At 59.1% G+C, this 25,950-nt stretch carries 22 protein-coding genes and 2 tRNA genes; 22 read left to right on the top strand and 2 right to left on the bottom strand.

Annotated features, from left to right (window positions below; genetic code table 11):
- Positions 1-6: 6 nt before the first annotated feature.
- Positions 7-411, top strand: coding sequence for a ferric iron uptake transcriptional regulator (gene fur, locus DOCECA_RS18625; RefSeq protein WP_420765589.1), 405 nt, complete (start codon positions 7-9; stop codon positions 409-411).
- Between the two features lie 77 nt (positions 412-488).
- On the opposite strand, the gene recN is transcribed toward fur, so the two are convergent.
- Complete coding sequence (gene recN / locus DOCECA_RS18620) at positions 489-2,162, bottom strand: DNA repair protein RecN (protein ID WP_445570909.1); 1,674 nt, start codon at positions 2,160-2,162, stop codon at positions 489-491.
- A gap of 241 nt (positions 2,163-2,403) precedes the next feature.
- Between recN and grpE the strand changes: the two genes are divergently transcribed.
- The 8 genes from grpE to DOCECA_RS18580 all read left to right on the top strand — a co-directional run bounded on the left by grpE (position 2,404) and on the right by DOCECA_RS18580 (position 12,850).
- Positions 2,404-2,970, top strand: a complete 567-nt coding sequence (gene grpE / locus DOCECA_RS18615) for a nucleotide exchange factor GrpE (protein WP_039592327.1) — start codon at positions 2,404-2,406, stop codon at positions 2,968-2,970.
- 101 nt (positions 2,971-3,071) lie between these two features.
- Entirely contained in the window at positions 3,072-4,988 is a 1,917-nt protein-coding gene (gene dnaK, locus DOCECA_RS18610; RefSeq protein WP_420765587.1) for a molecular chaperone DnaK, read from the top strand.
- Positions 4,989-5,278: 290 nt separating this feature from the next.
- Positions 5,279-6,403 (top strand): molecular chaperone DnaJ, encoded by a 1,125-nt coding sequence (gene dnaJ, locus DOCECA_RS18605; protein ID WP_420765586.1) that lies wholly within the window; start codon positions 5,279-5,281, stop codon positions 6,401-6,403.
- A gap of 9 nt (positions 6,404-6,412) precedes the next feature.
- Positions 6,413-7,219 (top strand): 4-hydroxy-tetrahydrodipicolinate reductase, encoded by an 807-nt coding sequence (gene dapB / locus DOCECA_RS18600; RefSeq protein ID WP_420765585.1) that lies wholly within the window; start codon positions 6,413-6,415, stop codon positions 7,217-7,219.
- 255 nt (positions 7,220-7,474) lie between these two features.
- Positions 7,475-8,611 (top strand): glutamine-hydrolyzing carbamoyl-phosphate synthase small subunit, encoded by a 1,137-nt coding sequence (gene carA, locus DOCECA_RS18595; RefSeq protein WP_420765584.1) that lies wholly within the window; start codon positions 7,475-7,477, stop codon positions 8,609-8,611.
- Positions 8,612-8,716: 105 nt separating this feature from the next.
- Complete coding sequence (gene carB / locus DOCECA_RS18590) at positions 8,717-11,938, top strand: carbamoyl-phosphate synthase large subunit (protein WP_445570908.1); 3,222 nt, start codon at positions 8,717-8,719, stop codon at positions 11,936-11,938.
- 2 nt (positions 11,939-11,940) lie between these two features.
- Complete coding sequence (greA, locus tag DOCECA_RS18585; RefSeq protein WP_420765659.1) at positions 11,941-12,417, top strand: transcription elongation factor GreA; 477 nt, start codon at positions 11,941-11,943, stop codon at positions 12,415-12,417.
- Between the two features lie 28 nt (positions 12,418-12,445).
- On the top strand, positions 12,446-12,850 hold the full coding sequence (locus tag DOCECA_RS18580; protein WP_420765582.1) for an MFS transporter: 405 nt from the start codon (positions 12,446-12,448) through the stop codon (positions 12,848-12,850).
- Positions 12,851-12,860: 10 nt separating this feature from the next.
- On the opposite strand, the gene DOCECA_RS18575 is transcribed toward DOCECA_RS18580, so the two are convergent.
- The gene (locus tag DOCECA_RS18575; protein ID WP_181287543.1) at positions 12,861-13,169 is read right to left on the bottom strand and encodes a YhbY family RNA-binding protein; all 309 of its coding nucleotides are present in this window, start codon (positions 13,167-13,169) and stop codon (positions 12,861-12,863) included.
- Between the two features lie 107 nt (positions 13,170-13,276).
- On the opposite strand from DOCECA_RS18575, the gene rlmE reads away from it, so the two are divergent.
- The 13 genes from rlmE (at position 13,277) to truB (ending at position 25,899) form a co-directional block, all read left to right on the top strand.
- On the top strand, positions 13,277-13,927 hold the full coding sequence (gene rlmE, locus DOCECA_RS18570) for a 23S rRNA (uridine(2552)-2'-O)-methyltransferase RlmE (RefSeq protein WP_039592319.1): 651 nt from the start codon (positions 13,277-13,279) through the stop codon (positions 13,925-13,927).
- Positions 13,928-14,118: 191 nt separating this feature from the next.
- Complete coding sequence (gene ftsH / locus DOCECA_RS18565; protein ID WP_420765581.1) at positions 14,119-16,029, top strand: ATP-dependent zinc metalloprotease FtsH; 1,911 nt, start codon at positions 14,119-14,121, stop codon at positions 16,027-16,029.
- 8 nt (positions 16,030-16,037) lie between these two features.
- A complete protein-coding gene (gene folP / locus DOCECA_RS18560; protein ID WP_434607838.1) occupies positions 16,038-16,889 on the top strand; it encodes a dihydropteroate synthase in 852 nt (283 codons plus the stop codon).
- Positions 16,890-16,905: 16 nt separating this feature from the next.
- Entirely contained in the window at positions 16,906-18,243 is a 1,338-nt protein-coding gene (gene glmM / locus DOCECA_RS18555; RefSeq protein WP_420765579.1) for a phosphoglucosamine mutase, read from the top strand.
- 66 nt (positions 18,244-18,309) lie between these two features.
- Positions 18,310-19,065, top strand: coding sequence for a triose-phosphate isomerase (gene tpiA, locus DOCECA_RS18550; protein WP_420765578.1), 756 nt, complete (start codon positions 18,310-18,312; stop codon positions 19,063-19,065).
- A 4-nt stretch (positions 19,066-19,069) separates the two neighbouring features.
- Positions 19,070-19,453, top strand: a complete 384-nt coding sequence (secG, locus tag DOCECA_RS18545; RefSeq protein WP_420765658.1) for a preprotein translocase subunit SecG — start codon at positions 19,070-19,072, stop codon at positions 19,451-19,453.
- A gap of 21 nt (positions 19,454-19,474) precedes the next feature.
- Positions 19,475-19,560: transfer RNA gene (locus DOCECA_RS18540), tRNA-Leu, on the top strand.
- 97 nt (positions 19,561-19,657) lie between these two features.
- A tRNA-Met gene (locus tag DOCECA_RS18535) sits at positions 19,658-19,734 on the top strand.
- 136 nt (positions 19,735-19,870) lie between these two features.
- Positions 19,871-20,329: a ribosome maturation factor RimP gene (rimP, locus tag DOCECA_RS18530; RefSeq protein WP_420765577.1), complete on the top strand. Its 459-nt coding sequence runs from the start codon at positions 19,871-19,873 to the stop codon at positions 20,327-20,329.
- A gap of 59 nt (positions 20,330-20,388) precedes the next feature.
- Entirely contained in the window at positions 20,389-21,870 is a 1,482-nt protein-coding gene (gene nusA / locus DOCECA_RS18525) for a transcription termination factor NusA (protein ID WP_420765576.1), read from the top strand.
- 27 nt (positions 21,871-21,897) lie between these two features.
- On the top strand, positions 21,898-24,417 hold the full coding sequence (gene infB / locus DOCECA_RS18520; RefSeq protein ID WP_434560715.1) for a translation initiation factor IF-2: 2,520 nt from the start codon (positions 21,898-21,900) through the stop codon (positions 24,415-24,417).
- A gap of 159 nt (positions 24,418-24,576) precedes the next feature.
- Positions 24,577-24,978 carry a 30S ribosome-binding factor RbfA gene (rbfA, locus tag DOCECA_RS18515; RefSeq protein WP_181287552.1) on the top strand — a complete coding sequence of 134 codons (402 nt, stop codon included), beginning with the start codon at positions 24,577-24,579 and terminating at the stop codon, positions 24,976-24,978.
- A gap of 3 nt (positions 24,979-24,981) precedes the next feature.
- The gene (gene truB, locus DOCECA_RS18510; RefSeq protein ID WP_420765573.1) at positions 24,982-25,899 is read left to right on the top strand and encodes a tRNA pseudouridine(55) synthase TruB; all 918 of its coding nucleotides are present in this window, start codon (positions 24,982-24,984) and stop codon (positions 25,897-25,899) included.
- Positions 25,900-25,950: the final 51 nt, after the last annotated feature.

The raw sequence follows: 25,950 nt of genomic DNA, 5'->3' as shown, positions 1-25,950 counted from the left end.
CTGACCATGGTTGAAAATAGCGAACTACGCAAAGCCGGCCTCAAAGTGACCCTGCCAAGGGTCAAGATTCTGCAAATGCTCGACTCTGCCGAGCAGCGCCACATGAGTGCCGAAGACGTCTATAAGGCGCTCATGGAAGCTGGCGAGGATGTCGGTCTGGCCACGGTCTACCGTGTCCTGACTCAATTCGAAGCTGCCGGGCTGGTCGCTCGTCATAACTTCGATGGCGGTCATGCTGTCTTTGAATTGGCTGACGGGGAGCACCATGACCATATGGTGGATGTTGAGACCCGTGAAGTCATTGAATTCATCAGTCCTGAAATCGAGCAACTGCAAAAGGCTATTGCTGAGGAGTATGGCTTCGAGCTGATCGATCACCATCTCGTCCTGCATGTGCGCAAGCGCAAATAAGCTTGTGACGTGGGCTCAGGCCCTCAGAACAAAAGAAGGCGACCCTCGGGTCGCCTTCTTTCTTTCAACGGCCTCTGTCAGGTTTTTGCCGCAACCACCATTTTTTTAGCGTGGGCCAAGGATTCCTTGGTCAGGTCTATTCCTCCGAGCATCCGAGCGACTTCTTCCACGCGTTCATTTTTGTTGAGTTTGGACACTGCGGTACGAGTGGCGTCTTCGTCGCGCACCTTGTGGACAAATAGATGTTGGTGTCCCTGGGCGGCAACCTGGGGCAGGTGAGTGACCGTCAGGACCTGTCCACGCTCGCCCAACCTGCGCAGCAACTGGCCGACAATTTCCGCCGTAGGGCCGCCAATGCCGACATCCACCTCGTCGAACACCAGCGTTGGCACCCGTGATGTCTGTGCCGTGATGACCTGGATTGCCAGGCTGATACGCGACAGCTCGCCGCCGGAAGCCACTTTTGCCAATGCCTTAAGGGGTTGCCCGGGGTTGGCGCTGACCAGCAGTTCCACTTGCTCCAGCCCGTTAGGCTGAAGATCATCACCGCCGTTAGGGTGCAGTTCGATGGTGAATCGGCCCCCTGGCATGCCCAGGCGCTGGATCTCCTGTTCTACCGCGCTCGCCAAGCCCGTCGCGGCTTGTCGGCGCAATTCGCTGAGCTCCTTGGCCTTTTCCTGGTAATGGCGCGCAAAGGACGCCAGTTCATCCCCGAGCCGCTCGATGGATTCATCATTGGCGTTCAGGCTTTCCAGTTCCTCCAGCAGCCGTTGCTGCAATTCGACGACATCGGTTGGCTGGACGCGATGCTTGCGGGCCAGCGTATAGATAGTGTCCAGGCGCTCTTCCAGAAACTGGAGGCGTGCCGGGTCGGCGTCGAAATGATCAAGGAAGCGGTTCAACTCCCCGACGGCTTCTTCGACCTGGATCTGGGCGCTGGTCAGCAGGTTACTCGCTTCGCCCAGGGCTCCCACGGCATTGCTGACGCTGGAAAGTCGGTTGATGCTTGCGGTCAGCGCACTGAGCACATTGCCGGAATCACTTTCGCTGCATTGCTCGACCACTTGCCGACAGACACCGAGGAGTGCCTCGGCATTGGTCAGGTTCTTGTGCTCCTGCTCAAGTTCCTCCAGCTCGTTTTCGCCCAGGGCCAGGTTTTCCAGCTCTTCAAGCTGGTAGCTCAACAGTTGGTGGCGGGCCCGTTGTTCATCGCCTGAGTTGGAAAGTCGATCCAGTTCCTGCCGGGTCTGTCGCCAGCGTTGGGCGGCCAATTGAACCTGGCGGGCCAGGTCGGTGGCACCCGCGTACTCGTCGAGCAAGCGACGATGGGTGTCGGTCTTGAGCAGCGATTGGTGTTCATGCTGGCTGTGAATATCGATCAGCAGTTCGCCGAGTGCCTTGAGGTCGCCGAGGGGGCAAGGGGTGCCGTTGATATAGCCTCGGGAGCGGCCCTCGGCGGTGATGACCCGGCGCAGGATGCACAGCCCATCGGTGTCCAGGTCGCGCTCGGCCAGCCAGGCGCTGGCTTCGGGGATGTCGACGAGGTCGAATGTCGCCAGGATGTCGGCCTTTTCCGCACCGGGACGTACCACGCCGCTATCAGCGCGGTCGCCAAGTGTCAGTCCCAGGGCGTCGAGCATGATCGATTTGCCGGCACCGGTTTCACCGGTAATCACGCTCATGCCTCGATCGAGTTCGAGGTCGAGATGTTCGACGATGGCGTAGTTGTGTACGGACAGGTGCACCAGCATAAGGCCGCTCCCAGGCATTAGGTCTGGTTATTTATACAGTGTTTTGTTTCGCGCTGACAATGCCTGCGCTTAGCTCGATTTGCTTGGACCAACAGATTCCTTAGTGCTGCGAGGAATGATTATGCTGCTGCCTTTTGTAGGGTTAATTCGTCAGATGGCCCTTGAAGCTGGAAAACCCGGCCCCATATACCGGGGCAGAAGCGCGAGTCGAGCTCGCGGACGAAATTGAAAGGAGAAATCTATGGCTGACGAACAGACGCAGGACACCCAAAATCTAGACGCCAATCAGGCTCCCCAGGATTCGGGTGAAGACCTGGCGGCACGTGTACAAGTGCTCGAAGAGCAACTGGCCGGTGCGCAGGATCAGGCGTTGCGTGTAGCAGCCGATCTGCAGAACGTCCGCCGTCGTGCCGAGCAGGATGTGGAAAAGGCTCATAAATTCGCCTTGGAACGTTTTGCTGGCGACCTGCTGCCGATCATCGACAGCCTGGAGCGGGGTCTGGAGCTGTCCAACCCGGACGACGAGAACATCCGTCCAATGCGTGAAGGCATCGAGCTGACCCTGAAGATGTTCCAGGACACGCTCAAGCGTTACCAGCTTGAAGCGATCGATCCTCACGGTGAACCCTTCAACGCCGAGCACCATCAGGCCATGGCGATGCAGGAAAGTGCAGACGTCGAGCCAAACAGCGTGCTGAAAGTGTTCCAGAAGGGCTATCTGCTCAACGGTCGCCTGCTGCGCCCGGCCATGGTTGTGGTCAGCAAGGCGCCAGCGCCGGTTTCGCCTTCTATTGATGAGCAGGCTTGAAATCGGGCGAAACGGCCCCATTAAGAAGTCAAGCGTTTAAGTGCTACCGCAGTTAACCACCAATGCTGCGGCAACAAAATCCAAGTTCCGGGAGAGTCAAGATGGGCAAAATTATCGGTATCGACCTGGGGACCACCAACTCGTGCGTCTCCGTGCTGGAAAACGGCAAGGCCAAGGTTATTGAAAACGCTGAAGGCGCGCGCACCACGCCGTCGATCATCGCGTACGCCAACGATGGCGAAATCCTGGTGGGTCAGTCCGCCAAGCGCCAGGCTGTGACCAATCCGCATAACACCCTGTACGCGGTGAAGCGTCTGATCGGTCGCAAGTTCGACGAAGAAGTCGTTCAGAAAGACATCAAGATGGTGCCTTACAAGATCGCCAAGGCTGACAACGGCGACGCCTGGGTTGAAGTGAACGGCCAGAAAATGGCGCCGCCACAGATCTCGGCTGAAATCCTGAAGAAAATGAAGAAAACCGCCGAAGATTACCTCGGCGAGGCAGTGACCGAGGCTGTTATCACTGTCCCTGCTTACTTCAACGACAGCCAGCGTCAGGCGACCAAAGACGCCGGCCGCATCGCGGGCCTGGACGTAAAACGCATCATCAACGAACCAACCGCGGCCGCTCTGGCCTACGGCATGGACAAGGCCAAGGGCGATCACACCGTGATCGTTTACGACCTGGGTGGCGGTACCTTCGACGTTTCCGTGATCGAGATCGCTGAAGTCGACGGCGAGCACCAGTTCGAAGTGCTGGCGACCAACGGCGACACGTTCCTCGGTGGTGAAGACTTCGACATCCGCCTGATCGACTACCTCGTCGATGAGTTCAAGAAAGAAAGCGGCATGAACCTCAAGGGTGACCCGCTGGCCATGCAGCGCCTCAAAGAAGCCGCTGAAAAAGCCAAGATCGAACTGTCCTCGAGCCAGTCGACCGACGTGAACCTGCCGTACATCACCGCAGACGCCACCGGTCCGAAGCACCTGAACGTGAAGATTTCCCGCGCCAAGCTCGAAGCGCTGGTTGAAGACCTGGTTCAGCGCACCATCGAGCCTTGCCGCATTGCGATGAAAGACGCCGGTATCGACGTGGGTTCGATCAACGACGTGATCCTGGTCGGCGGCCAGACCCGTATGCCGCTGGTGCAGAAGCTGGTAACCGATTTCTTCGGTAAAGAAGCTCGTAAGGATGTGAACCCTGACGAAGCCGTTGCCATGGGTGCCGCCATCCAGGGCGCCGTTCTGGCCGGTGACGTGAAGGACGTTCTGCTGCTCGACGTCAGCCCGCTGACCCTGGGTATCGAAACCATGGGCGGCGTGATGACTGCGCTGATCGAGAAAAACACCACGATTCCTACCAAGAAATCCCAGGTGTTCTCGACTGCCGATGACAACCAGAGCGCCGTGACCATCCACGTGCTGCAAGGCGAGCGCAAGCAAGCCGCCCAGAACAAGTCGTTGGGCAAGTTCGACCTGGCCGAGATTCCACCGGCTCCACGTGGCGTGCCACAGATCGAAGTGACCTTCGACATCGACGCCAACGGCATCCTGCACGTCGGCGCGAAAGACAAGGCCACCGGCAAGACCCAGTCGATCGTGATCAAGGCCAACTCCGGCCTGTCCGAAGAAGAAATTCAGCAGATGGTTCGCGACGCTGAAGTGAACGCCGAGGAAGACCGCAAGTTCGAAGAGCTGGCAAGCGCGCGTAACCAGGGCGATGCCTTGGTGCACTCGACTCGCAAGATGATCGCCGACGCCGGTGACAAAGTGACCGCCGAAGAAAAAACGGCGATCGAAGCGGCTGTAGTTGCCCTTGAAGCTGCCGTCAAAGGCGACGACAAGGCGGCCATCGAAGCGAAGATCGAAGAGTTGTCGAAAGTCTCCGCGCCAGTGGCTCAGAAGATGTATGCCGAGCAGGCCCAGCCCGCTGAAGGCGCAGCGCCGCAAGGCGAGTCGGCCGAGAAAACCGACGATGTCGTCGACGCTGAGTTCGAAGAAGTGAAAGACAACAAGTAATCGCTTGTTGGTCGGCCGGTTGACTGCTTTTGTGCGGTGGCTGGTAGGATGTCGCCGCGCGGGAGCTTGCTCCCGCGTTGGCGTGTCTGGAGGCAGCGAATTTTTGCAGCATGCGACAAAGCTCGGGTGCTGACGGTGGGTTCGGGAATGCTCCTGCTTTCCGGGCGATATGCACCGAGACCAGGATCGTTGAATCGACGTGAGTTGGGTTCGGGCCTGTATGGAGGCCCAACGAGTTTGGCGAGGTTCAGGAGAGGTTTGCCGAACGTCCTATAAGAGTGCAAAGACTAATGGCAAAACGTGATTTTTACGAAGTATTGGGTGTTGAGCGGGGGGCCAGCGAAGCAGAGCTGAAGAAGGCCTATCGTCGCCTGGCGATGAAACACCACCCGGACCGTAATCCCGGCGACAAGGCTTCGGAAGAGATGTTCAAGGAGGCCAACGAGGCCTATGAAGTCCTGTCCGATTCCAGCAAACGCGCGGCTTACGACCAGTACGGCCATGCCGGCGTCGACCCTAGCATGGGTGGCGGCGGTGCCGGTTTCGGCGGACAGAACTTCTCCGATATTTTCGGCGATGTGTTCAGTGATTTCTTCGGTGGCGGCCGTGGCGGTGCCCGTGGTGGCGCCCAGCGAGGCAGTGACCTGCGCTACACGCTGGAGCTGAGCCTCGAGGAGGCGGTGCGGGGGACCACGGTCAATATCCGTGTTCCGACGCTGGTCAATTGCAAACCATGCGACGGCTCGGGTGCCAAGAAGGGTTCCTCGCCAGTCACTTGCCCTACCTGTGGCGGTATCGGCCAGGTTCGCATGCAGCAAGGCTTCTTCTCGGTCCAGCAGACCTGTCCGCGCTGCCATGGCCAAGGCAAGATCATTTCCGATCCGTGCGATGCCTGCCATGGCGAAGGGCGTGTCGAAGAGTACAAGACGCTGTCGGTGAAAGTGCCGGCCGGTGTCGACACGGGCGACCGTATCCGCCTGTCCGGCGAAGGCGAGGCAGGTGCCCAGGGTGGTCCGACTGGCGACTTGTATGTGGTCATCAACGTGCGCGAACACGCGATCTTCCAGCGTGACGGCAAGCACTTGTTCTGCGAAGTGCCTATCAGCTTCGTCGATGCGGCGCTGGGTGGCGAGCTGGAAATCCCGACCCTCGATGGTCGCGTCAAGCTGAAGATCCCTGAGGGGACGCAAACAGGCAAGCAATTCCGGATTCGCGGCAAGGGCGTGGCGCCGGTGCGTGGCGGTGGTGCGGGTGACCTGATGTGCCGCGTTGCGGTAGAGACACCGGTCAACCTGAGCCGGCGTCAGCGAGAACTGTTGGAAGAGTTCCGCAGCTCGTTGGCGGATGACAATAGCCACTCCCCTAAAACCACTGGCTGGTTCGAAGGCGTGAAGCGCTTCTTCGGCGACCTGTAAGGAGTGGGCATGCGACGTATTGCTGTGATGGGCGCCGCGGGGCGCATGGGCAAGGCGCTGGTCGAAGCGGTGCAGCAACGCTCGCCGCTTTCGGGCCTGACCGCTGCCATCGTGAGGCCCGACAGTACGCTGGTAGGCGCCGATGCTGGCGAGTTGGCCTCGCTTGGGCGTATCGGCGTGCCAATGTCCGGTGGGCTGGAAAAGGTGCTCGACGAGTTTGACGTCCTGATCGATTTCACGCTTCCGGAAGTGATGCTCAAGAACCTTGCCATCTGCCGCAAGGCTGGCAAGGCCATGGTGATCGGCACGACCGGCCTGGATGCCGCGCAAAAGCAATTGCTGGCCGACGCAGGCAAGGACATCCCGATTGTATTTGCGGCGAACTTCAGCGTCGGCGTGAACCTGTCGCTGAAGTTGCTGGACTTGACTGCTCGAGTGTTGGGCGACGATGCGGATATCGAAATCATCGAGGCACATCACCGGCACAAGATCGATGCGCCTTCGGGCACCGCGTTGCGCATGGGTGAAGTGATTGCCGATGCGCTGGGTCGCGATTTGCAGGAAGTGGCCGTGTACGGGCGCCAGGGGCATACCGGTGCTCGGGACAGAGACACCATCGGTTTCGCGACCGTGCGTGGCGGCGATGTGGTGGGTGATCACACCGTGCTGTTCGCGACTGAGGGCGAGCGTTTGGAAATTACCCACAAGGCATCGAGCCGGATGACCTTCGCCAAGGGCGCTGTGCGTGCCGCGCTTTGGTTGGATGGTCGTGAGCCTGGTTTGTACGACATGCAGGATGTTCTCGACCTGCGTTGATGTCTCTGAAGACGGGGTTCAGGTTATACTGAGCCCCGTTTTACGCCGCTTCGCGACGACCTGTCGCATTCCCCTGCCTTTCAGGCTCATTAGCGGTGGACCAAAAAAGCCTTTTTCTGTAAGCTACAGCTTTAGTGTGTCCACTAAAAGCGCGCAGAATAATTCAGTGAACAAGCGGGGTGACGTGTCCATACGTCACTCCGCTTTTTTACAACCTGCGATCGCCCTTTCAGGCTTTATTTACGGGAGGTCTTCTTGACTAAGCCAGCCATACTCGCCCTTGCTGATGGCAGCATTTTTCGCGGCGAAGCCATTGGAGCCGACGGTCAGACCGTTGGTGAGGTGGTGTTCAACACCGCAATGACCGGCTATCAGGAAATTCTTACCGATCCTTCCTACGCCCAACAAATCGTTACCTTGACCTATCCGCACATCGGCAACACTGGCACCACGCCGGAAGACGCTGAGTCCGATCGTGTCTGGTCCGCTGGCCTGGTCATCCGCGACTTGCCGCTGGTAGCGAGCAACTGGCGTAACACGATGTCCCTCTCCGACTACCTGAAAGCCAACAATGTCGTGGCGATTGCTGGTATCGATACCCGCCGCCTGACCCGCATCCTTCGGGAAAAAGGCGCGCAGAACGGCTGCATCATGGCCGGCGACAACATTTCCGAAGAGGCGGCCATCGCCGCCGCCCAGGGGTTTCCAGGCCTCAAGGGCATGGACCTGGCGAAGGTCGTCAGCACCCAGAAGCAGTATGAGTGGCGCTCCTCGGTCTGGGATCTGAAAACCGACAGCCACGCGACGATCGAAGCCTCCGAGCTGCCGTACCACGTGGTCGCGTACGACTACGGCGTCAAGTTGAACATCCTGCGCATGCTGGTCGCACGTGGCTGCCGCGTGACGGTAGTGCCAGCACAAACCCCGGCGGCTGACGTCCTGGCGCTCAAGCCTGATGGCGTGTTCCTGTCCAACGGCCCGGGTGACCCGGAGCCTTGCGACTACGCCATCCAGGCGATCAAGGATGTGCTGGAAACCGAGATACCGGTATTCGGCATCTGCCTCGGTCACCAATTGCTTGCCCTGGCCTCGGGTGCCAAGACCGTCAAAATGGGTCATGGCCATCATGGTGCAAACCACCCGGTCCAGGACCTGGACACCGGCGTCGTCATGATCACCAGCCAGAACCACGGTTTTGCCGTCGACGAAGCGACCCTGCCGGCCAACGTGCGCGCGATTCACAAGTCGCTGTTCGATGGCACGCTGCAAGGTATCGAGCGTACCGACAAGAGCGCGTTCAGCTTCCAGGGCCACCCAGAAGCGAGCCCGGGCCCGAACGACGTGGCGCCGCTGTTCGATCGCTTCATCAACGAGATGGCCAAGCGACGCTGACCGCGTGAAGCCCGAGGGCGGCCCCGAAAACGGCGGCCCCCTCGGGCGCTTCAAAGATTGTTCGACGGCCTAGCCGACTGACCTGCGGATTTGAGTGACAAACCCATGCCAAAACGTACAGACATAAAAAGCATCCTGATTCTCGGCGCTGGCCCGATCGTGATCGGCCAGGCCTGCGAATTCGACTACTCCGGCGCCCAGGCCTGCAAAGCCCTGCGCGAAGAGGGCTATCGCGTCATCCTGGTGAACTCCAACCCGGCCACCATCATGACCGACCCGGCCATGGCCGACGCCACCTACATCGAACCGATCAAGTGGCAAACCGTTGCCAAGATCATCGAGAAGGAGCGCCCGGACGCTCTGCTGCCTACCATGGGCGGCCAGACCGCGCTGAACTGCGCCCTTGAGCTGGAGCGCGAAGGCGTCCTGGAGAAATTCGGTGTGGAAATGATCGGCGCCAACGCCGACACCATCGACAAGGCCGAGGACCGTTCGCGTTTCGACAAGGCGATGAAATCCATCGGCCTGGACTGTCCGCGCTCGGGTATCGCCCACAGCATGGAAGAAGCCAACGCGGTCCTGGAGCGCCTTGGTTTCCCGTGCATCATCCGTCCGTCCTTCACCATGGGCGGCACCGGTGGTGGCATCGCCTACAACCGTGAAGAATTCGAAGAAATCTGCGCCCGTGGTCTTGATTTGTCGCCGACCAAGGAATTGCTGATCGACGAATCCCTGATCGGTTGGAAAGAATACGAAATGGAAGTTGTCCGCGACAAAAAGGACAACTGCATCATCGTCTGCTCCATCGAGAACTTCGACCCGATGGGTGTGCACACCGGTGATTCGATCACCGTTGCGCCGGCCCAGACCCTGACGGACAAGGAATACCAGATCCTGCGTAACGCCTCCCTGGCGGTATTGCGCGAGATCGGCGTGGAAACCGGCGGCTCCAACGTCCAGTTCGGCATCTGCCCGAACACCGGTCGCATGGTGGTCATCGAGATGAACCCGCGGGTGTCCCGTTCCTCGGCGTTGGCCTCCAAGGCCACCGGTTTCCCGATCGCCAAGGTCGCCGCCAAGCTAGCCGTGGGCTACACCCTGGACGAGCTGTCGAACGACATCACCGGCGGCAAGACACCGGCGTCCTTCGAGCCGTCCATCGACTACGTCGTGACCAAGCTGCCACGCTTCGCCTTCGAGAAGTTCGCCAAGGCTGACGCTCGCCTGACCACCCAGATGAAGTCGGTCGGTGAAGTCATGGCCATCGGCCGGACCTTCCAGGAATCCCTGCAGAAAGCCCTTCGCGGCCTGGAAGTGGGTGTTTGCGGCCTCGATCCGAAGCTGGACCTGAGCAACCCGGAAAACATGAGCGAGCTCAAGCGCGAGCTAACCGTGCCGGGCGCCGAGCGTATCTGGTACGTGGCCGATGCCTTCCGCGCCGGCATGACCGTCGAACAGATTTTCGGCATGAACATGATCGATCCTTGGTTCCTGGTGCAGATCGAAGATCTGATCAAGGAAGAAGAGAAGGTCAAGACCCTGGGCATGTCCAGCATTGACCGCGACACGATGCTGCGCCTCAAGCGCAAAGGCTTCTCCGACCAGCGCCTCGCCAAGTTGCTGGGCGTGACCGACAAGAGCCTTCGCGCCCATCGTCACAAGCTGGAGGTTTTCCCGGTCTACAAGCGCGTCGACACCTGCGCCGCTGAGTTCGCCACCGATACCGCCTACCTGTACTCCACGTACGAAGAAGAGTGCGAAGCCGCGCCGTCGAGTCGTGACAAGATCATGATCCTGGGTGGCGGCCCCAACCGGATCGGCCAGGGCATCGAATTCGACTACTGCTGTGTACACGCGGCACTGGCCCTGCGCGACGACGGTTACGAGACCATCATGGTCAACTGCAACCCGGAAACCGTATCCACTGATTACGACACGTCCGATCGTCTGTACTTCGAGCCTGTCACCCTGGAAGACGTGCTGGAAATCGTCCGCGTCGAGAAGCCAAAGGGCGTGATCGTCCAGTACGGCGGCCAGACCCCGCTGAAACTGGCTCGTGCCCTTGAGGCCGCTGGCGTGCCGATCATCGGTACCAGCCCGGATGCCATCGACCGCGCGGAAGACCGCGAGCGCTTCCAGCAGATGGTCGAGCGCCTGAACCTGCGCCAGCCGCCAAACGCCACTGTGCGCAGCGAAGACGAAGCCATTCGCGCCGCCGCGAAGATCGGCTACCCGTTGGTTGTTCGTCCGTCCTATGTACTGGGCGGTCGCGCGATGGAAATCGTCTACCAGGAAGACGAACTCAAGCGTTACCTGCGCGAAGCGGTCCAGGTGTCCAACGACAGCCCGGTATTGCTTGATCACTTCCTCAACTGCGCCATCGAGATGGACGTGGATGCGGTCAGCGACGGCAAGGATGTGGTGATCGGCGCGATCATGCAGCACATCGAACAGGCCGGTGTTCACTCCGGTGACTCCGCTTGCTCGTTGCCGCCTTACTCGCTGCCGGCGCACATCCAGGACGAGATGCGCGAACAGGTCAAGAAAATGGCCTTGGAGCTGGGCGTCATCGGCCTGATGAACGTGCAACTGGCCCTGCAGGGCGAAGACATTTATGTCATCGAAGTCAACCCGCGCGCTTCCCGGACCGTGCCGTTCGTTTCCAAGTGCATCGGTGTTTCCCTGGCAATGATCGCTGCACGGGTCATGGCTGGCAAAACCCTGCAAGAGCTGGGCTTTACCAAGGAAATCATCCCGAACTTCTACAGTGTGAAAGAAGCGGTGTTCCCGTTCGCCAAGTTCCCGGGTGTTGACCCGATCCTCGGCCCGGAAATGAAATCCACCGGTGAAGTCATGGGCGTGGGCGATACTTTCGGTGAGGCTTTCGCCAAGGCCCAGATGGGCGCCAGCGAAGTGTTGCCGACGGGTGGCACGGCGTTCATCAGTGTGCGTGATGACGACAAGCCACTGGTTGCAGGCGTGGCCCGTGATCTGATCAACTTGGGCTTCGAAGTGGTCGCCACTGCCGGTACTGCCAAGCTGATCGAAGCAGCAGGCCTGAAAGTGCGCCGCGTGAACAAGGTGACCGAGGGCCGTCCGCACGTGGTCGACATGATCAAGAATGACGAAGTCACGCTGATCATCAACACCACCGAAGGTCGCCAGTCGATCGCTGATTCCTATTCCATTCGTCGCAATGCGCTGCAGCATAAGATCTACTGCACCACGACCATTGCTGCCGGCGAAGCGATCTGCGAAGCGCTCAAGTTCGGCCCTGAGAAGACCGTACGTCGCTTGCAGGATCTACATGCAGGATTGAAGGCATGAGCATAACCAAGTACCCCATGACCGTTCAGGGCGCTCGCGCCCTGGAAGAAGAGCACGCTCACCTGACCAAGGTCGAGCGTCCTCGCTTGAGCCAGGCCATCGGTGAGGCCCGTGAGCTGGGCGACCTGAAGGAAAACGCCGAATACCACGCTGCCCGTGAAGAGCAGGGCATGGTCGAGGCGCGTATCCGTGACATCGAAGGCCGTATGCAGAACGCGGTGATTATCGATGTCACCACGATCCCGCACACTGGCAAAGTGATTTTCGGCACCACCGTGGAAATCGCCAACGTCGAGACTGATGAAAGCGTCACTTACCAGATCGTTGGTGAGGACGAGGCGGACATCAAGCTCGGCAAGATTTCAGTCGGTTCCCCTATCGCCCGTGCCTTGATTGCCAAGGAAGAGGGTGACGTGGTTGCCGTGAAGACGCCAGGCGGTGTCATCGAGTATGAGATTGTCGAAGTCCGTCATATCTGAACGAAGGCGCCCGCTGCGAGCGGGCGCCATGATCTGGCAGCTCGCCCAGATGTTGTGGGTGGGCGGCGTCTGGTTGCTGCACATCGGTCTGCTGCCGGTACTGGGCAAAATTGGCCTGGCGCCGCTGCTTATCGATGAAATCGCGAGCATGCTGACGGCGCTGCTGGTGGGATTTTCCGCAGCGTGCGTGCTGTTTCAGGCGCTGGTGTTGGTTCAGGCTGAGGGTTTTGTCAGTCTATGGCGCGACATTCGTGGGCAATTGCTGCTCATGTCGTTGTACGCATGCGGAATGTTCCTGGCGGTGCGTCTCGGTTGGCCAAGTGCAACGCAGTGGCAGGTATTCAGTTACCTGATACTGGGCTTTTCCGGATTGGTGCTAGTGTTGCAACCGGTTCCCGGCTGGAGCGGCAGGGTGTGCGAAGCACACCCTTGACCCTTTGGTATCACTTGAAGCGGTGAACGTTCGACAATTGCTTGTTGACGCTGAAGTTCTTGCGGTAAATCAGCGCCATCTTGCCGATGACCTGCACGAGGTCTGCCTTTCCGACTTTACACAGTTCGGCAACGGCAGCCAGGCGGGCTTCGCGGTCGAGGATGTTGAGCTTGATCTTGATCAGCTCGTGATCGCCCAAGGCGCGTTCCAGTTCGGCGAGCACACCCTCAGTCAAACCGTTGTCAGCCACAGTCAAAACCGGTTTCAGATGGTGGCCAATGGATTTGTATTGTTTCTTCTGCTCTTGAGTGAGCGGCATAATCTGACCCCTGCGTCTGATCTTGTAAAAAGCGGCGGCCAGTTTACCCGAGCGAGTCCGGGACCGCCCAGTTAATCACGACGCGATTTATTTTTTAGAGGTGGCCCGTGGCCCGTTCCAAGACTAGCCAGAACTGGCTCAAAGAACATTTCAACGACCCGTACGTCAAAATGGCGCAAAAAGACGGCTATCGTTCGCGCGCCAGCTATAAATTGCTGGAGATCCAGGAAAAAGATCGCCTGATTCGTCCTGGCATGACCGTGATCGATCTCGGCGCAGCGCCGGGAGGCTGGTCGCAAGTAACCAGTCGTCTGATTGGCGGCCAGGGGCGGCTGATCGCGTCCGATATCCTGGAAATGGACGGTATCCCCGATGTCACCTTCATCCAGGGCGACTTCACGGAAGACGCGGTGTTGGCGAAAATCCTGGAGGCCGTCGGAAATACCGAAGTCGACCTTGTGATTTCCGATATGGCCCCCAATATGAGTGGATTAGCGGCTGTCGACATGCCTCGTGCGATGTTTTTGAGCGAGCTGGCCCTGGATCTGGCTGGGCGGGTTCTGCGTCCGGGTGGTGATTTCCTGATCAAGGTTTTCCAGGGTGAGGGCTTCGATGAGTACCATAAGGGTATCCGCAAGCTGTTCGACAAAGTGCAGATGCGCAAGCCGTTGTCGTCCCGTGACCGTTCTCGCGAGCAGTACCTGCTGGCGCGTGGGTTCCGCGGGATTGAAGGCGCTGCCAGTGATGAGCGTCTTTAATCAGGGGCGATAGTTTTTTTGTCTCGCCTTGAAAATGGCAGGTAACGAAAATTACGCGAGTCAAAGTTTCACAAAGGGTTACAGACGGCGCCTGCCAAGTCGCAGGTAATGTAGTAAGTTAGGCCGGTGAATATCATGCGAAGCGCGCGCCAGTAGCGGAGCTTGCTTCAGAGGGTAGTTAATTGAACGATATGGCAAAGAATCTGATCCTGTGGTTGATCATCGCTGCTGTCCTTGTGACCGTGATGAACAACTTCTCCAGCCCTAACGAGCCGCAGACCCTCAACTATTCCGACTTCCTCCAGCAGGTCAAGGAAGGCAAGGTCGAGCGCGTAGCCGTTGATGGCTATGTGATTACCGGCAAGCGCGCCGATGGCGACACTTTCAAGACCATTCGTCCGGCTATCCAGGACAACGGCCTGATCGGCGACCTGGTGGACAATCATGTCGTGATCGAAGGCAAGCAGCCCGAGCAGCAAAGCATCTGGACCCAGCTTCTGGTCGCCAGCTTCCCTATCCTTGTGATCATTGCGGTGTTCATGTTCTTCATGCGCCAGATGCAGGGTGGAGCCGGAGGCAAGGGCGGGCCGATGAGCTTCGGCAAGAGCAAGGCTCGGCTGTTGTCCGAAGATCAGGTCAAGACCACCCTTGCCGACGTCGCGGGTTGCGATGAGGCGAAGGAAGAAGTGGGTGAGCTGGTCGAGTTCCTGCGCGATCCGGGCAAGTTCCAACGCCTGGGTGGCCGCATCCCACGTGGTGTGCTGATGGTTGGCCCGCCGGGTACAGGTAAAACGCTGTTGGCCAAGGCGATTGCCGGCGAAGCGAAAGTGCCGTTCTTCACGATTTCCGGCTCCGACTTTGTCGAAATGTTCGTCGGCGTGGGCGCCAGCCGTGTTCGTGACATGTTCGAGCAAGCCAAGAAACACGCGCCGTGCATCATCTTCATCGACGAAATCGACGCGGTCGGTCGTCACCGTGGTGCTGGTATGGGTGGTGGTCACGACGAACGTGAGCAAACCCTGAACCAGTTGCTGGTGGAGATGGACGGTTTTGAAATGAACGACGGCATCATCGTGATTGCCGCCACCAACCGTCCTGACGTGCTTGACCCCGCGCTGTTGCGTCCAGGTCGTTTCGACCGCCAAGTCGTGGTGGGGCTGCCAGACATCCGCGGTCGCGAGCAGATCCTGAAGGTCCACATGCGCAAGGTGCCAATGGGTGACGATGTCGCTCCAGCGGTCATCGCCCGCGGTACGCCGGGTTTCTCCGGTGCGGATCTGGCGAACCTGGTAAACGAAGCGTCGTTGTTCGCGGCCCGTTCCGGCAAGCGCGTCGTTGAAATGAAAGAGTTCGAATTGGCCAAGGACAAGATCATGATGGGCGCCGAGCGCAAATCGATGGTCATGTCGGAAAAGGAAAAGCAGAACACGGCTTACCACGAGGCGGGTCACGCTATCGTCGGTCGAGTGGTGCCTGAGCATGATCCGGTTTACAAGGTTTCGATCATCCCGCGCGGTCGCGCGCTGGGTGTGACGATGTTCCTACCGGAAGAAGACCGCTACAGTCTCTCCAAGCGTGCCTTGATCAGCCAGATCTGTTCGCTGTACGGCGGTCGTATCGCTGAAGAGATGACGTTGGGTTTCGATGGCGTGACGACTGGTGCGTCAAACGACATCATGCGTGCCAGCCAGATTGCGCGAAACATGGTGACCAAGTGGGGCTTGTCCGAGAAGCTCGGGCCGCTGATGTATGCCGAGGAAGAAGGCGAAGTGTTCCTTGGCCGCGGTGGCGGTGGTCAACATGCAAGCTTCTCCGGTGAGACTGCCAAGCTGATTGACACTGAAGTTCGCAGCATCATCGACCACTGCTACGGCACGGCGAAGCAGATCCTCACGGACAATCGCGACAAGCTGGATGCGATGGCTGATGCCTTGATGAAATATGAAACCATCGATGCCGAGCAGATCGACGACATCATGGCAGGCCGCACGCCACGTGAGCCTCGGGATTGGTCCGGTGGCACGGGTGCCTCAGGTACGCCTCCGGCGGTGCAGGGCGAGCGCCCGGAAACACCCATCGGCGGCCCGGCTGCCGACGTTTAAGGCTTGAAATGACTTCTGTTCAGTCCTCGACCCGGTTGCCTTGCGGCAACCGGGTTCTTGATTTGGCCCGTGTGCATGTCATGGGCATCCTCAATGTCACTCCAGATTCCTTTTCCGATGGTGGGCGCTTCAGTCAGCTCGACGCTGCGTTGCGACATGCGCAAGCCATGGTCTGCGCTGGCGCGACGTTGATCGATGTTGGCGGAGAGTCCACTCGTCCCGGTGCGCGGGCGGTTTCGCCTACGGAAGAGCTGGAGCGAGTGGCGCCGATTGTCGAGCGCATCCATCGCGAGCTCGATGTCGTCATCTCAGTCGATACGTCCACGCCGGCAGTCATGCGGGAGGCGGCGCGCTTGGGGGCGGGGCTTATCAATGATGTTCGCTCCTTGCGTCGAGATGGCGCTCTGGATGCGGCCGCCGCTACGGGCCTGCCGGTTTGCCTGATGCATATGCTGGGCGAGCCTGGAACCATGCAGGACGACCCGCATTATGACGACGTGACCAAGGAGGTGGGCGAGTTCCTGGCGGAGCGCATGAACCAGTGCGCTGCCGTGGGCATTCCCGCCGAGCGCATTATCCTTGACCCTGGATTCGGTTTTGCGAAGACAGTGGCCCACAATCTAAGCCTGTTCAAACATATGGAAGCCTTGCATGCCCTTGGGCGACCCTTGTTGGTTGGGGTTTCGCGAAAGAGCATGATAGGCAACGCCCTGGGGCGTCCGGTAGGAGAGCGCCTCTATGGAGGTCTCGCCCTGGCGGCCCTGGCCATTACGAAAGGCGCGCGTATATTACGGGTGCATGATGTGATCGAAACAATGGATGTCGTGCGGATGATCGCCGCGGTGGATTCAGCCGAATAAGAATGATGGAGCACTTATGAGCAAAAAATACTTTGGCACCGACGGTATCCGTGGTCGGGTCGGCGAATACCCCATTACCCCCGATTTCATGCTCAAGCTTGGCTGGGCTGCCGGCATGGCGTTCCGAAAGATGGGGGCCTGCAAGGTCCTGGTCGGAAAGGACACGCGCATATCCGGCTACATGTTCGAATCGGCCCTTGAGGCCGGCCTGACCTCCGCAGGTGCCGATGTCATGCTGCTCGGACCGATGCCCACACCTGCCATTGCCTACCTGACGCGTACATTCCAGGCGCAGGCTGGCATTGTGATCAGTGCGTCGCATAACCCTCATGACGACAACGGCATCAAGTTCTTCTCCGGCAAGGGCACCAAGCTGCCGGACGAAATCGAACTGATGATTGAAGAGTTGCTGGACGCGCCCATGACGGTCGTCGAGTCGAGCAAGATCGGCAAGGTATCCCGGATCAACGACGCATCGGGTCGCTACATCGAATTCTGCAAAGGCAGTGTTCCAACCGGTACCAGTTTTTCGGGGCTGAAGATCGTTGTCGATTGTGCCCATGGAGCAACCTACAAAGTTGCACCGAGCGTTTTTCGAGAGCTGGGCGCCGAGGTGGTGGTGCTTTCTGCCCAGCCTAACGGGCTGAACATCAACCATAACTGCGGTTCGACCCACACCGAGGCATTGCAGGCGGCTGTACTGGCTGAGCATGCGGATCTCGGTATCGCCTTTGACGGTGATGGCGACCGAGTGCTGATGGTCGATCACACCGGTACGGTTGTCGACGGTGATGAGCTGCTGTTCATTATTGCTCGTGACTTGCACGGTCGGGGCAAGCTGCAAGGTGGGGTTGTCGGGACATTGATGAGCAACCTCGGACTTGAGCTGGCCCTGGCTGACCTGGATATCCCCTTCGTGCGCGCCAATGTGGGCGACCGCTACGTGATTTCCGAGCTGCTGGAGCGCAGTTGGGTGATTGGTGGTGAGAACTCGGGGCACATCGTTTGCTTCGACCATACCACCACCGGTGATGCGATCATTGCCGCGTTGCAGGTGCTGATGGCGCTCAAGGCGCGCAACGAAGGGCTCGCCCAGTCGCGCCAGGCGTTGCGCAAGTGTCCGCAGGTATTGATCAACGTACGTTTCGGTGGCGGTGTGAATCCACTCGAACACACGATGGTCAAGCAAGCCAGCGAGCGAGTGACCCAGGCGATGGCTGGGCGCGGAAGGGTATTGTTGCGCAAGTCAGGGACAGAGCCTTTGGTGCGTGTAATGGTCGAAGGCGAGGATGAAGCACAGGTCCGTGGTTATGCCGAAGAGTTGGCAAAACTCGTTACTGAAGTTTCTGCCTGAATTCGGCTTGCCAGTCATGAAACGGTTGGGTAACATCTGCGCCCACTTTGACCGACGAGGTACAGCATGCGTCGCCCTATGGTAGCTGGTAACTGGAAGATGCACGGTACCCGCGCCAGCGTCGCTGAGCTGATCAAAGGCCTTCGTAGTCTGGCCTTGCCAAGCGGTGTTGATGTCGCGGTATTCCCGCCTTGCCTGTATATCAACCAAGTGGTTGATGGCTTGAAAGGCAAGTCGATTTCGATCGGTGCGCAGAACTCTGCGGTGGAATCCATGCAAGGCGCGTTGACCGGTGAGATTGCACCGAGCCAGCTCGTTGATGCAGGTTGTTCGCTGGTTCTGGTAGGGCACTCCGAGCGCCGCATGATCATGGGCGAGCAGGATAAAGCCCTGATCCGCAAGTTTGCTGCGGCCCAGGCCTGTGGCCTTGTTCCGGTGCTGTGCGTAGGGGAGACCCTGGAACAGCGTGAATCCGGGCAGACGCTTGAAGTGGTAGGGCGCCAACTGGGTAGCATTATCGAGGACCTGGGTGTCGGAGCCTTTGCCAAGGCGGTCATCGCTTACGAGCCTGTCTGGGCCATTGGTACCGGACTGACGGCTTCGCCGCAGCAGGCGCAGGATGTGCACGCCGCCATCCGAGCGCAGCTGGCGGCAGAAAATTCTGAAGTGGCACGAGGTGTGCGGCTTCTATACGGCGGCAGCGTGAAGGCGGCCAATGCGGTCGAACTGTTCGGCATGCCGGATATCGATGGGGGGCTCATTGGTGGAGCGTCCCTGAATGCAGATGAGTTCGGTGCGATCTGTCGCGCCGCGGGAAACTGAAAAAATGCTGGAAACAGTCGTAGTCGTTTTTCATCTGCTGGGCGCGCTGGGTGTTGTCGCTCTCGTATTGCTGCAGCAGGGTAAAGGTGCGGATGCTGGTGCGTCTTTTGGTGCAGGTGCTTCAAATACTGTATTCGGAAGCCAAGGTTCCTCTACCTTTCTTAGTAAGTTTACTGCTATACTCGCCGCCGGTTTCTTCATAACCAGCTTAGGGTTAGGTTACTTTGCTAAAGAGAAGGCTCATGAGCTGACTCAGGTAGGTTTGCCAAACCCAGCGGTGTTGGAAGCGCCAAAGCAACAACCGGTTTCTGATGATGTCCCGGTGCTTCAAGAGCAAAAGTCGGCCAACTCGGCGACTGACGTGCCTCCAGCTCAAGAGCAGAAGTAGGAAAGTTTCAAACGCTGTATTGCCGAGGTGGTGGAATTGGTAGACACGCAACCTTGAGGTGGTTGTGCCCATAGGGTGTAGGGGTTCGAGTCCCCTTCTCGGTACCAATTATCAGGAGAGCCCGCTATTGCGGGCTTTCTTGTAGGTGGAAGGGTTACATTGACCCTATAAGGGATCGGTCGTATACTTCCGCCCCAGCTTTGTCGCGGGATGGAGCAGCCTGGTAGCTCGTCGGGCTCATAACCCGAAGGTCGTCGGTTCAAATCCGGCTCCCGCAACCAGTTTCAGGGCCCCTTCCAAGGGGCTTTTTGTTAGCTGGACACTTTACAACGCCGCTGTTCAACGGCGTTTCAAGGATGGGCGTTTCGCCCATTTTTTATTTTGCACAGCATGCACTACATGCACGAGGGGGTTCAGGTGTCGAGCAAGCTAGAAGAGTTGCAGGCCTTGTTGGCCCCGGTGGTCGTGGCCCTAGGCTATGAATGCTGGGGTATTGAGTTTTCGGCTCAAGGTCGCCACTCAATGTTGCGCGTTTATATTGATAAAGAAGGCGGTGTGCTGGTGGACGATTGCGCCATTGTCAGCCGTCAGATCAGCGGTGTGCTGGATGTTGAAGATCCAATCACATCCGAATACACCCTTGAAGTTTCCTCGCCTGGCATGGAGCGCCCTCTGTTCACCCTTGAGCAGTTCGCTTTGTTTGCCGGTGAACAAGTGAAAATCAGGCTGCGCTCGCCTTTCGAAGGTCGACGCAACTTCCAAGGCCTTCTACGCGGTGTAGAAGAGCAGGACGTCGTGGTTCAAGTAGACGAACACGAATTCCTGTTGCCGATCGATATGATCGACAAGGCCAACATTATTCCCAGTTTTGACTGATACGTGCCAGATACTGCGGATCCCGCGGATCCAATGGCTTGCGAAAGGCGAGGCGTACGATGAGCAAAGAAGTACTGCTGGTTGTTGAGTCGGTATCCAATGAAAAGGGCGTACCGGCTAACGTTATTTTTGAAGCGCTGGAGCTGGCCCTGGCCACTGCTACCAAGAAGCGGTTCGAAGACGAAGTTGATCTGCGTGTGGAAATCAATCGCCACACCGGTGCCTACGAGACTTTCCGTCGCTGGACGGTAGTCGAGGAAGAGGACCTGGACGATCCGGCTATCGAAACCTGGCCGAGCAAGGTCGCGGAAACGCACCCGGGCGCCAAGGTCGGCGATGTCGTCGAAGAAAAAATCGAATCCATCGAGTTCGGTCGCATCGCTGCACAGACTGCCAAGCAGGTCATTGTGCAGAAAGTTCGCGAAGCCGAGCGCGCACAAGTTGTTGACGCTTATCGCGAGCGCCTGGGAGAAATCATCTCCGGCACCGTGAAAAAAGTGACACGCGACAACGTGATCGTCGACTTGGGCAACAACGCCGAAGCGTTGCTGGCCCGTGAAGACATCATTTCTCGCGAAACCTTCCGGGTCGGCGTGCGTTTGCGCGCGCTGCTCAAGGAAATCCGCACCGAGAACCGGGGCCCGCAGCTGATCCTGTCGCGTACCGCGCCGGAAATGCTGATCGAGCTGTTCCGCATCGAAGTGCCGGAAATTGCTGAAGGTCTGATCGAAGTCATGGCCGCGTCCCGTGATCCGGGTTCGCGCGCCAAGATCGCGGTCCGCTCCAAGGACAAGCGCATCGACCCGCAAGGTGCCTGCATCGGCATGCGTGGTTCGCGTGTCCAGGCCGTATCCGGCGAGTTGGGCGGCGAGCGTGTGGACATCGTCCTCTGGGACGACAACCCGGCTCAGTTCGTGATCAATGCCATGTCGCCTGCTGAAGTGGCGGCAATTATCGTCGACGAAGATGCCCACGCCATGGACATCGCCGTTGGCGCAGACAATCTCGCTCAGGCCATCGGTCGCGGTGGTCAGAACGTGCGTCTGGCCAGCCAATTGACTGGCTGGACCCTGAACGTGATGACCGAATCGGACATCCAGGCTAAGCAGCAAGCTGAAACCGGCGACATCCTGCGCAACTTCATCGAAGAGCTTGAAGTCGATGAAGAGCTGGCGCAGGTGCTGGTGGATGAGGGCTTTACCAGCCTGGAAGAGATTGCCTACGTACCGGTGGAAGAAATGCTCAACATCGACGGCTTTGACGAGGAAATCGTCAACGAGCTTCGCGCTCGGGCCAAGGATCGTTTGTTGACCAAAGCCATCGCTACTGAGGAAAAGCTGGCAGACGCCCATCCGGCCGAAGACCTGCTCTCGCTTGAGGGCATGGACAAGGATTTGGCGATGGAACTGGCGGTGCGCGGCGTAATTACCCGCGAAGACCTGGCCGAGCAGTCTATTGACGACCTGCTCGACATCGACGGCATTGACGATGATCGTGCCGGCAAGTTGATCATGGCCGCCCGAGCCCACTGGTTCGAGTAATTAGGCGCGGCCTGAGGAGAGAAGTGCATGACGCAAGTCACGGTGAAACAACTGGCCGATGAGGTCAAAACACCGGTAGAGCGCCTGTTGCAGCAGATGCGTGAGGCAGGTCTGCCGCACACCGCCGCCGAGGAACATGTGACCGACAGTGAGAAGCAGTCCCTGCTGACTCACTTGAAGAGCAGTCACAAGGCGAAAGTGGAAGAACCGCGCAAGATCACACTGCAGCGTAAAACCACCAGCACCCTGCGTGTTGCCGGTAGCAAAAGCATCAGCGTTGAAGTACGCAAGAAGAAAGTCTTCGTACAGCGCAGCCCGGAAGAAATCGAAGCCGAGCGCAAACGCGAACTGGAAGAACGTCGTGCAGTGGAAAATGCTGCTCGCCAGAAGGCTGAAGAAGAAGCCAAGCGTCGCGCTGAAGAAGAAGCGCGTCGCCAGCCTGCTGCTGCGCAACCCGCTCCAGTCGAAGCTGTCGAGGCTGCGGCCCCGGTAGCCGAGCCTGTGCGTGAAGCCGCACCGGTCGCGGCACCAGCGCCGGCTCCGGCCGACACTCGCAAGCGCGATGAGCAGCGTCGTCCCGACAAGCCACGTGCCGACGACAACCGTCGTGGCGGTAACGATGGCGAGCGCAAGAATGCTCCTCATCGTGCTTCGGTCAAGGAAAAGGCGCCGGCTCCACGCGTTGCGCCTCGTACTACCGACGAAGAAAGCGATGGCTTCCGTCGCGGCGGTCGCGGCAAGGCCAAGCTGAAGAAACGCAACGCCCACGGTTTCCAGAGCCCTACCGGCCCTGTCGTGCGCGAAGTGAAGATCGGCGAGACCATCACTGTGGGCGACCTGGCCCAGCAGATGTCGGTCAAGGCTGCTGAAATCATCAAGTTCATGTTCAAGCTGGGTACCCCGGCCACCATCAACCAGGTACTGGATCAGGAAACTGCCCAGCTGGTCGCCGAAGAACTGGGCCACAAAGTGACCCTGGTCAGCGACACCGCCCTGGAAGATTCCCTGGCCGAGTCGCTGAAGTTCGAAGGTGAAGCGGTCGCCCGTGCGCCGGTCGTGACCGTCATGGGTCACGTTGACCATGGTAAGACGTCGCTGCTCGACTACATTCGTCGCGCCAAGGTTGCGGCGGGCGAGGCTGGCGGTATTACCCAGCACATCGGCGCCTACCACGTTGAAACCGACCGCGGCATGGTGACGTTCCTCGACACCCCGGGTCACGCCGCGTTTACCGCGATGCGTGCCCGTGGTGCCAAGGCCACCGACATCGTTATCCTGGTGGTCGCGGCGGACGACGGCGTCATGCCGCAAACCATCGAAGCTGTTCAGCATGCCCAGGCAGCTGGCGTGCCGCTGGTGGTTGCAGTGAACAAGATCGACAAGCCGGGCGCTGATCTCGATCGCATCCGCAGCGAACTGTCGGTTCACGGCGTGACCTCTGAAGAGTGGGGTGGCGACACTCCATTCGTCCCGGTTTCCGCGAAGATGGGTACTGGCGTCGACGAACTGCTCGAAGCCGTCCTGTTGCAGGCCGAGGTTCTGGAATTGACCGCTACGCCTTCGGCTCCAGGCCGTGGCGTGGTGGTTGAATCGCGCCTCGACAAGGGCCGCGGCCCGGTGGCGACCGTACTCGTCCAGGACGGTACCCTGCGCCAAGGCGACATGGTGCTGGTCGGTTCGAACTATGGCCGCGTGCGCGCCATGCTCGACGAGAACGGCAAGCCAATCAAGGAAGCCGGTCCGGCTATCCCGGTCGAGATCCTCGGCCTGGACGGTACTCCGGACGCTGGCGACGAAATGAGCGTTGTGGCTGACGAGAAGAAAGCCCGTGAAGTCGCGCTGTTCCGTCAAGGCAAGTTCCGCGAAGTCAAGCTGGCCCGTGCTCACGCCGGCAAGCTGGAGAACATCTTCGAGAACATGGGCCAGGAAGAGAAGAAGACGCTCAACATCGTCCTCAAATCCGACGTCCGTGGCTCGCTGGAAGCTTTGCAGGGCGCTCTGAACGGCCTGGGTAACGACGAAGTGCAAGTGCGCGTGGTCGGTGGCGGTGTCGGTGGTATCACCGAATCCGACGCCAACCTGGCACTCGCCTCCAACGCTGTACTGTTTGGCTTCAACGTGCGTGCCGATGCCGGTGCTCGCAAGATCGTCGAGCAGGAAGGCCTGGACATGCGTTACTACAACGTGATCTACGACATCATCGAAGACGTCAAGAAAGCGTTGACCGGTATGTTGGGCAGCGACGTGCGGGAGAACATCCTGGGCGTGGCCGAAGTTCGCGATGTGTTCCGTTCGCCGAAGTTCGGTGCGATCGCCGGTTGCATGGTGATCGAAGGTGTCGTTCACCGTAACCGTCCTATCCGTGTATTGCGTGAAGACATCGTTATCTTCGAAGGCGAGCTGGAATCCCTGCGCCGCTTCAAGGATGACGCTTCCGAAGTGCGTGCCGGCATGGAGTGCGGTATTGGCGTCAAGAGCTACAACGACGTCAAGGTTGGCGACAAGATCGAAGTCTTCGAGAAGGTCCAGGTTGCTCGCAGCCTCTGACTCGCGCACTTCAAGAGCCGCATCGGGCAGCCGCATGAACATGCGCTGCCGTGCAGGCGGACTCTAAACGCAACGCCCGGTCTGGCTTTTGCCAGGCCGGGCGTTTGCCGCTTTCAGACCTCGCGGGTTTCACCGTGGGGCAGTAACAGGTAACAAGACATGGCAAAAGAATACAGCCGTACCCAACGAATCGGCGATCAGATGCAGCGCGAGCTGGCCCAACTGATCCGTCGCGAAGTCAAGGACCCGCGCGTTGGCCTGGTCACCATTACCGCAGTGGAAGTCAGCCGTGACGTCGGTCATGCCAAGATTTTCATCACCGTGATGGGCCAGGACAGCGCCGAAGAAATCGCCCAGAGCATCAAGGTGCTCAACTCGGCCGCCGGCTTCCTGCGCATGCAGTTGGCCCGGGAGATGAAGCTGCGCAGCGTTCCGCAGTTGCACTTCCACTACGACGAAAGCGTCGTGCGAGGCGCGCATCTGTCAGCGCTGATCGAGCGCGCCGTGGCTGAAGACAGCCAGCACCCGGCTGCGGCTGAACCCGAAGACACCAAGGAGTAACCGGTGGCTCAGGTCAAACGTATCCGTCGTAACGTCAGCGGTATCATCCTGCTCGACAAACCGTTGGGATTCACCTCCAACGCAGCCCTGCAGAAGGTTCGCTGGTTGCTCAACGCCGAGAAGGCTGGCCACACCGGTAGTCTCGATCCGCTGGCTACTGGCGTGCTGCCCCTGTGTTTCGGCGAGGCGACCAAGTTCTCCCAGTACCTGCTCGATTCCGACAAGGGTTATGAAACCCTGGCGCAGTTAGGCAAGACCACCACCACGGCGGACGCCGAAGGTGAGGTTTTGCTGGAACGCCCGGTGACCGTTGGTCAGACGGATATCGAGGCGGTCTTGCCGAAGTTTCGCGGGCAAATCAGTCAGATACCGCCAATGTACTCTGCCCTCAAGCGCGATGGACAGCCGTTGTACAAACTGGCCCGTGCAGGTGAAGTAGTGGAGCGTGAACCGCGTTCTGTTACTATTGCGCGCTTGGAATTGCTGGCCTTTGACGGTAATACTGCACGGCTAGCCGTGGATTGCAGCAAAGGCACCTATATCCGTACCCTGGTGGAGGATATCGGCGAGCAACTCGGCTGTGGCGCGTACGTGGCAGAATTGCGGCGGACCCAGGCCGGGCCTTTCACGTTAGCCCAGACGGTCACGTTGGAAGAGCTCGAAGCCGTGCATGCCGAAGGCGGGAATGAAGCGGTCGACCGCTTCCTGATGCCGTCGGACAGCGGTTTGCTCGACTGGCCGCTGCTGCAGTTCTCTGAACACAGTGCGTTCTACTGGCTCAACGGCCAGCCGGTACGTGCCCCGGATGCGCCGAAGTTCGGCATGGTTCGGGTACAGGATCACAATGGTCGCTTCATCGGTATCGGTGAAGTGAGCGAAGACGGGCGCATTGCGCCACGTCGATTGATTCGGTCGGAATGACCGGAACCAGCCTGCGTAACAACAGGCTGGCGAGTGTGGCTGTTAACAGGC

It is taken from the genome of Pseudomonas sp. E102, from assembly GCF_052660185.1.
This window is presented reverse-complemented; position numbering and strand designations above follow the sequence as displayed.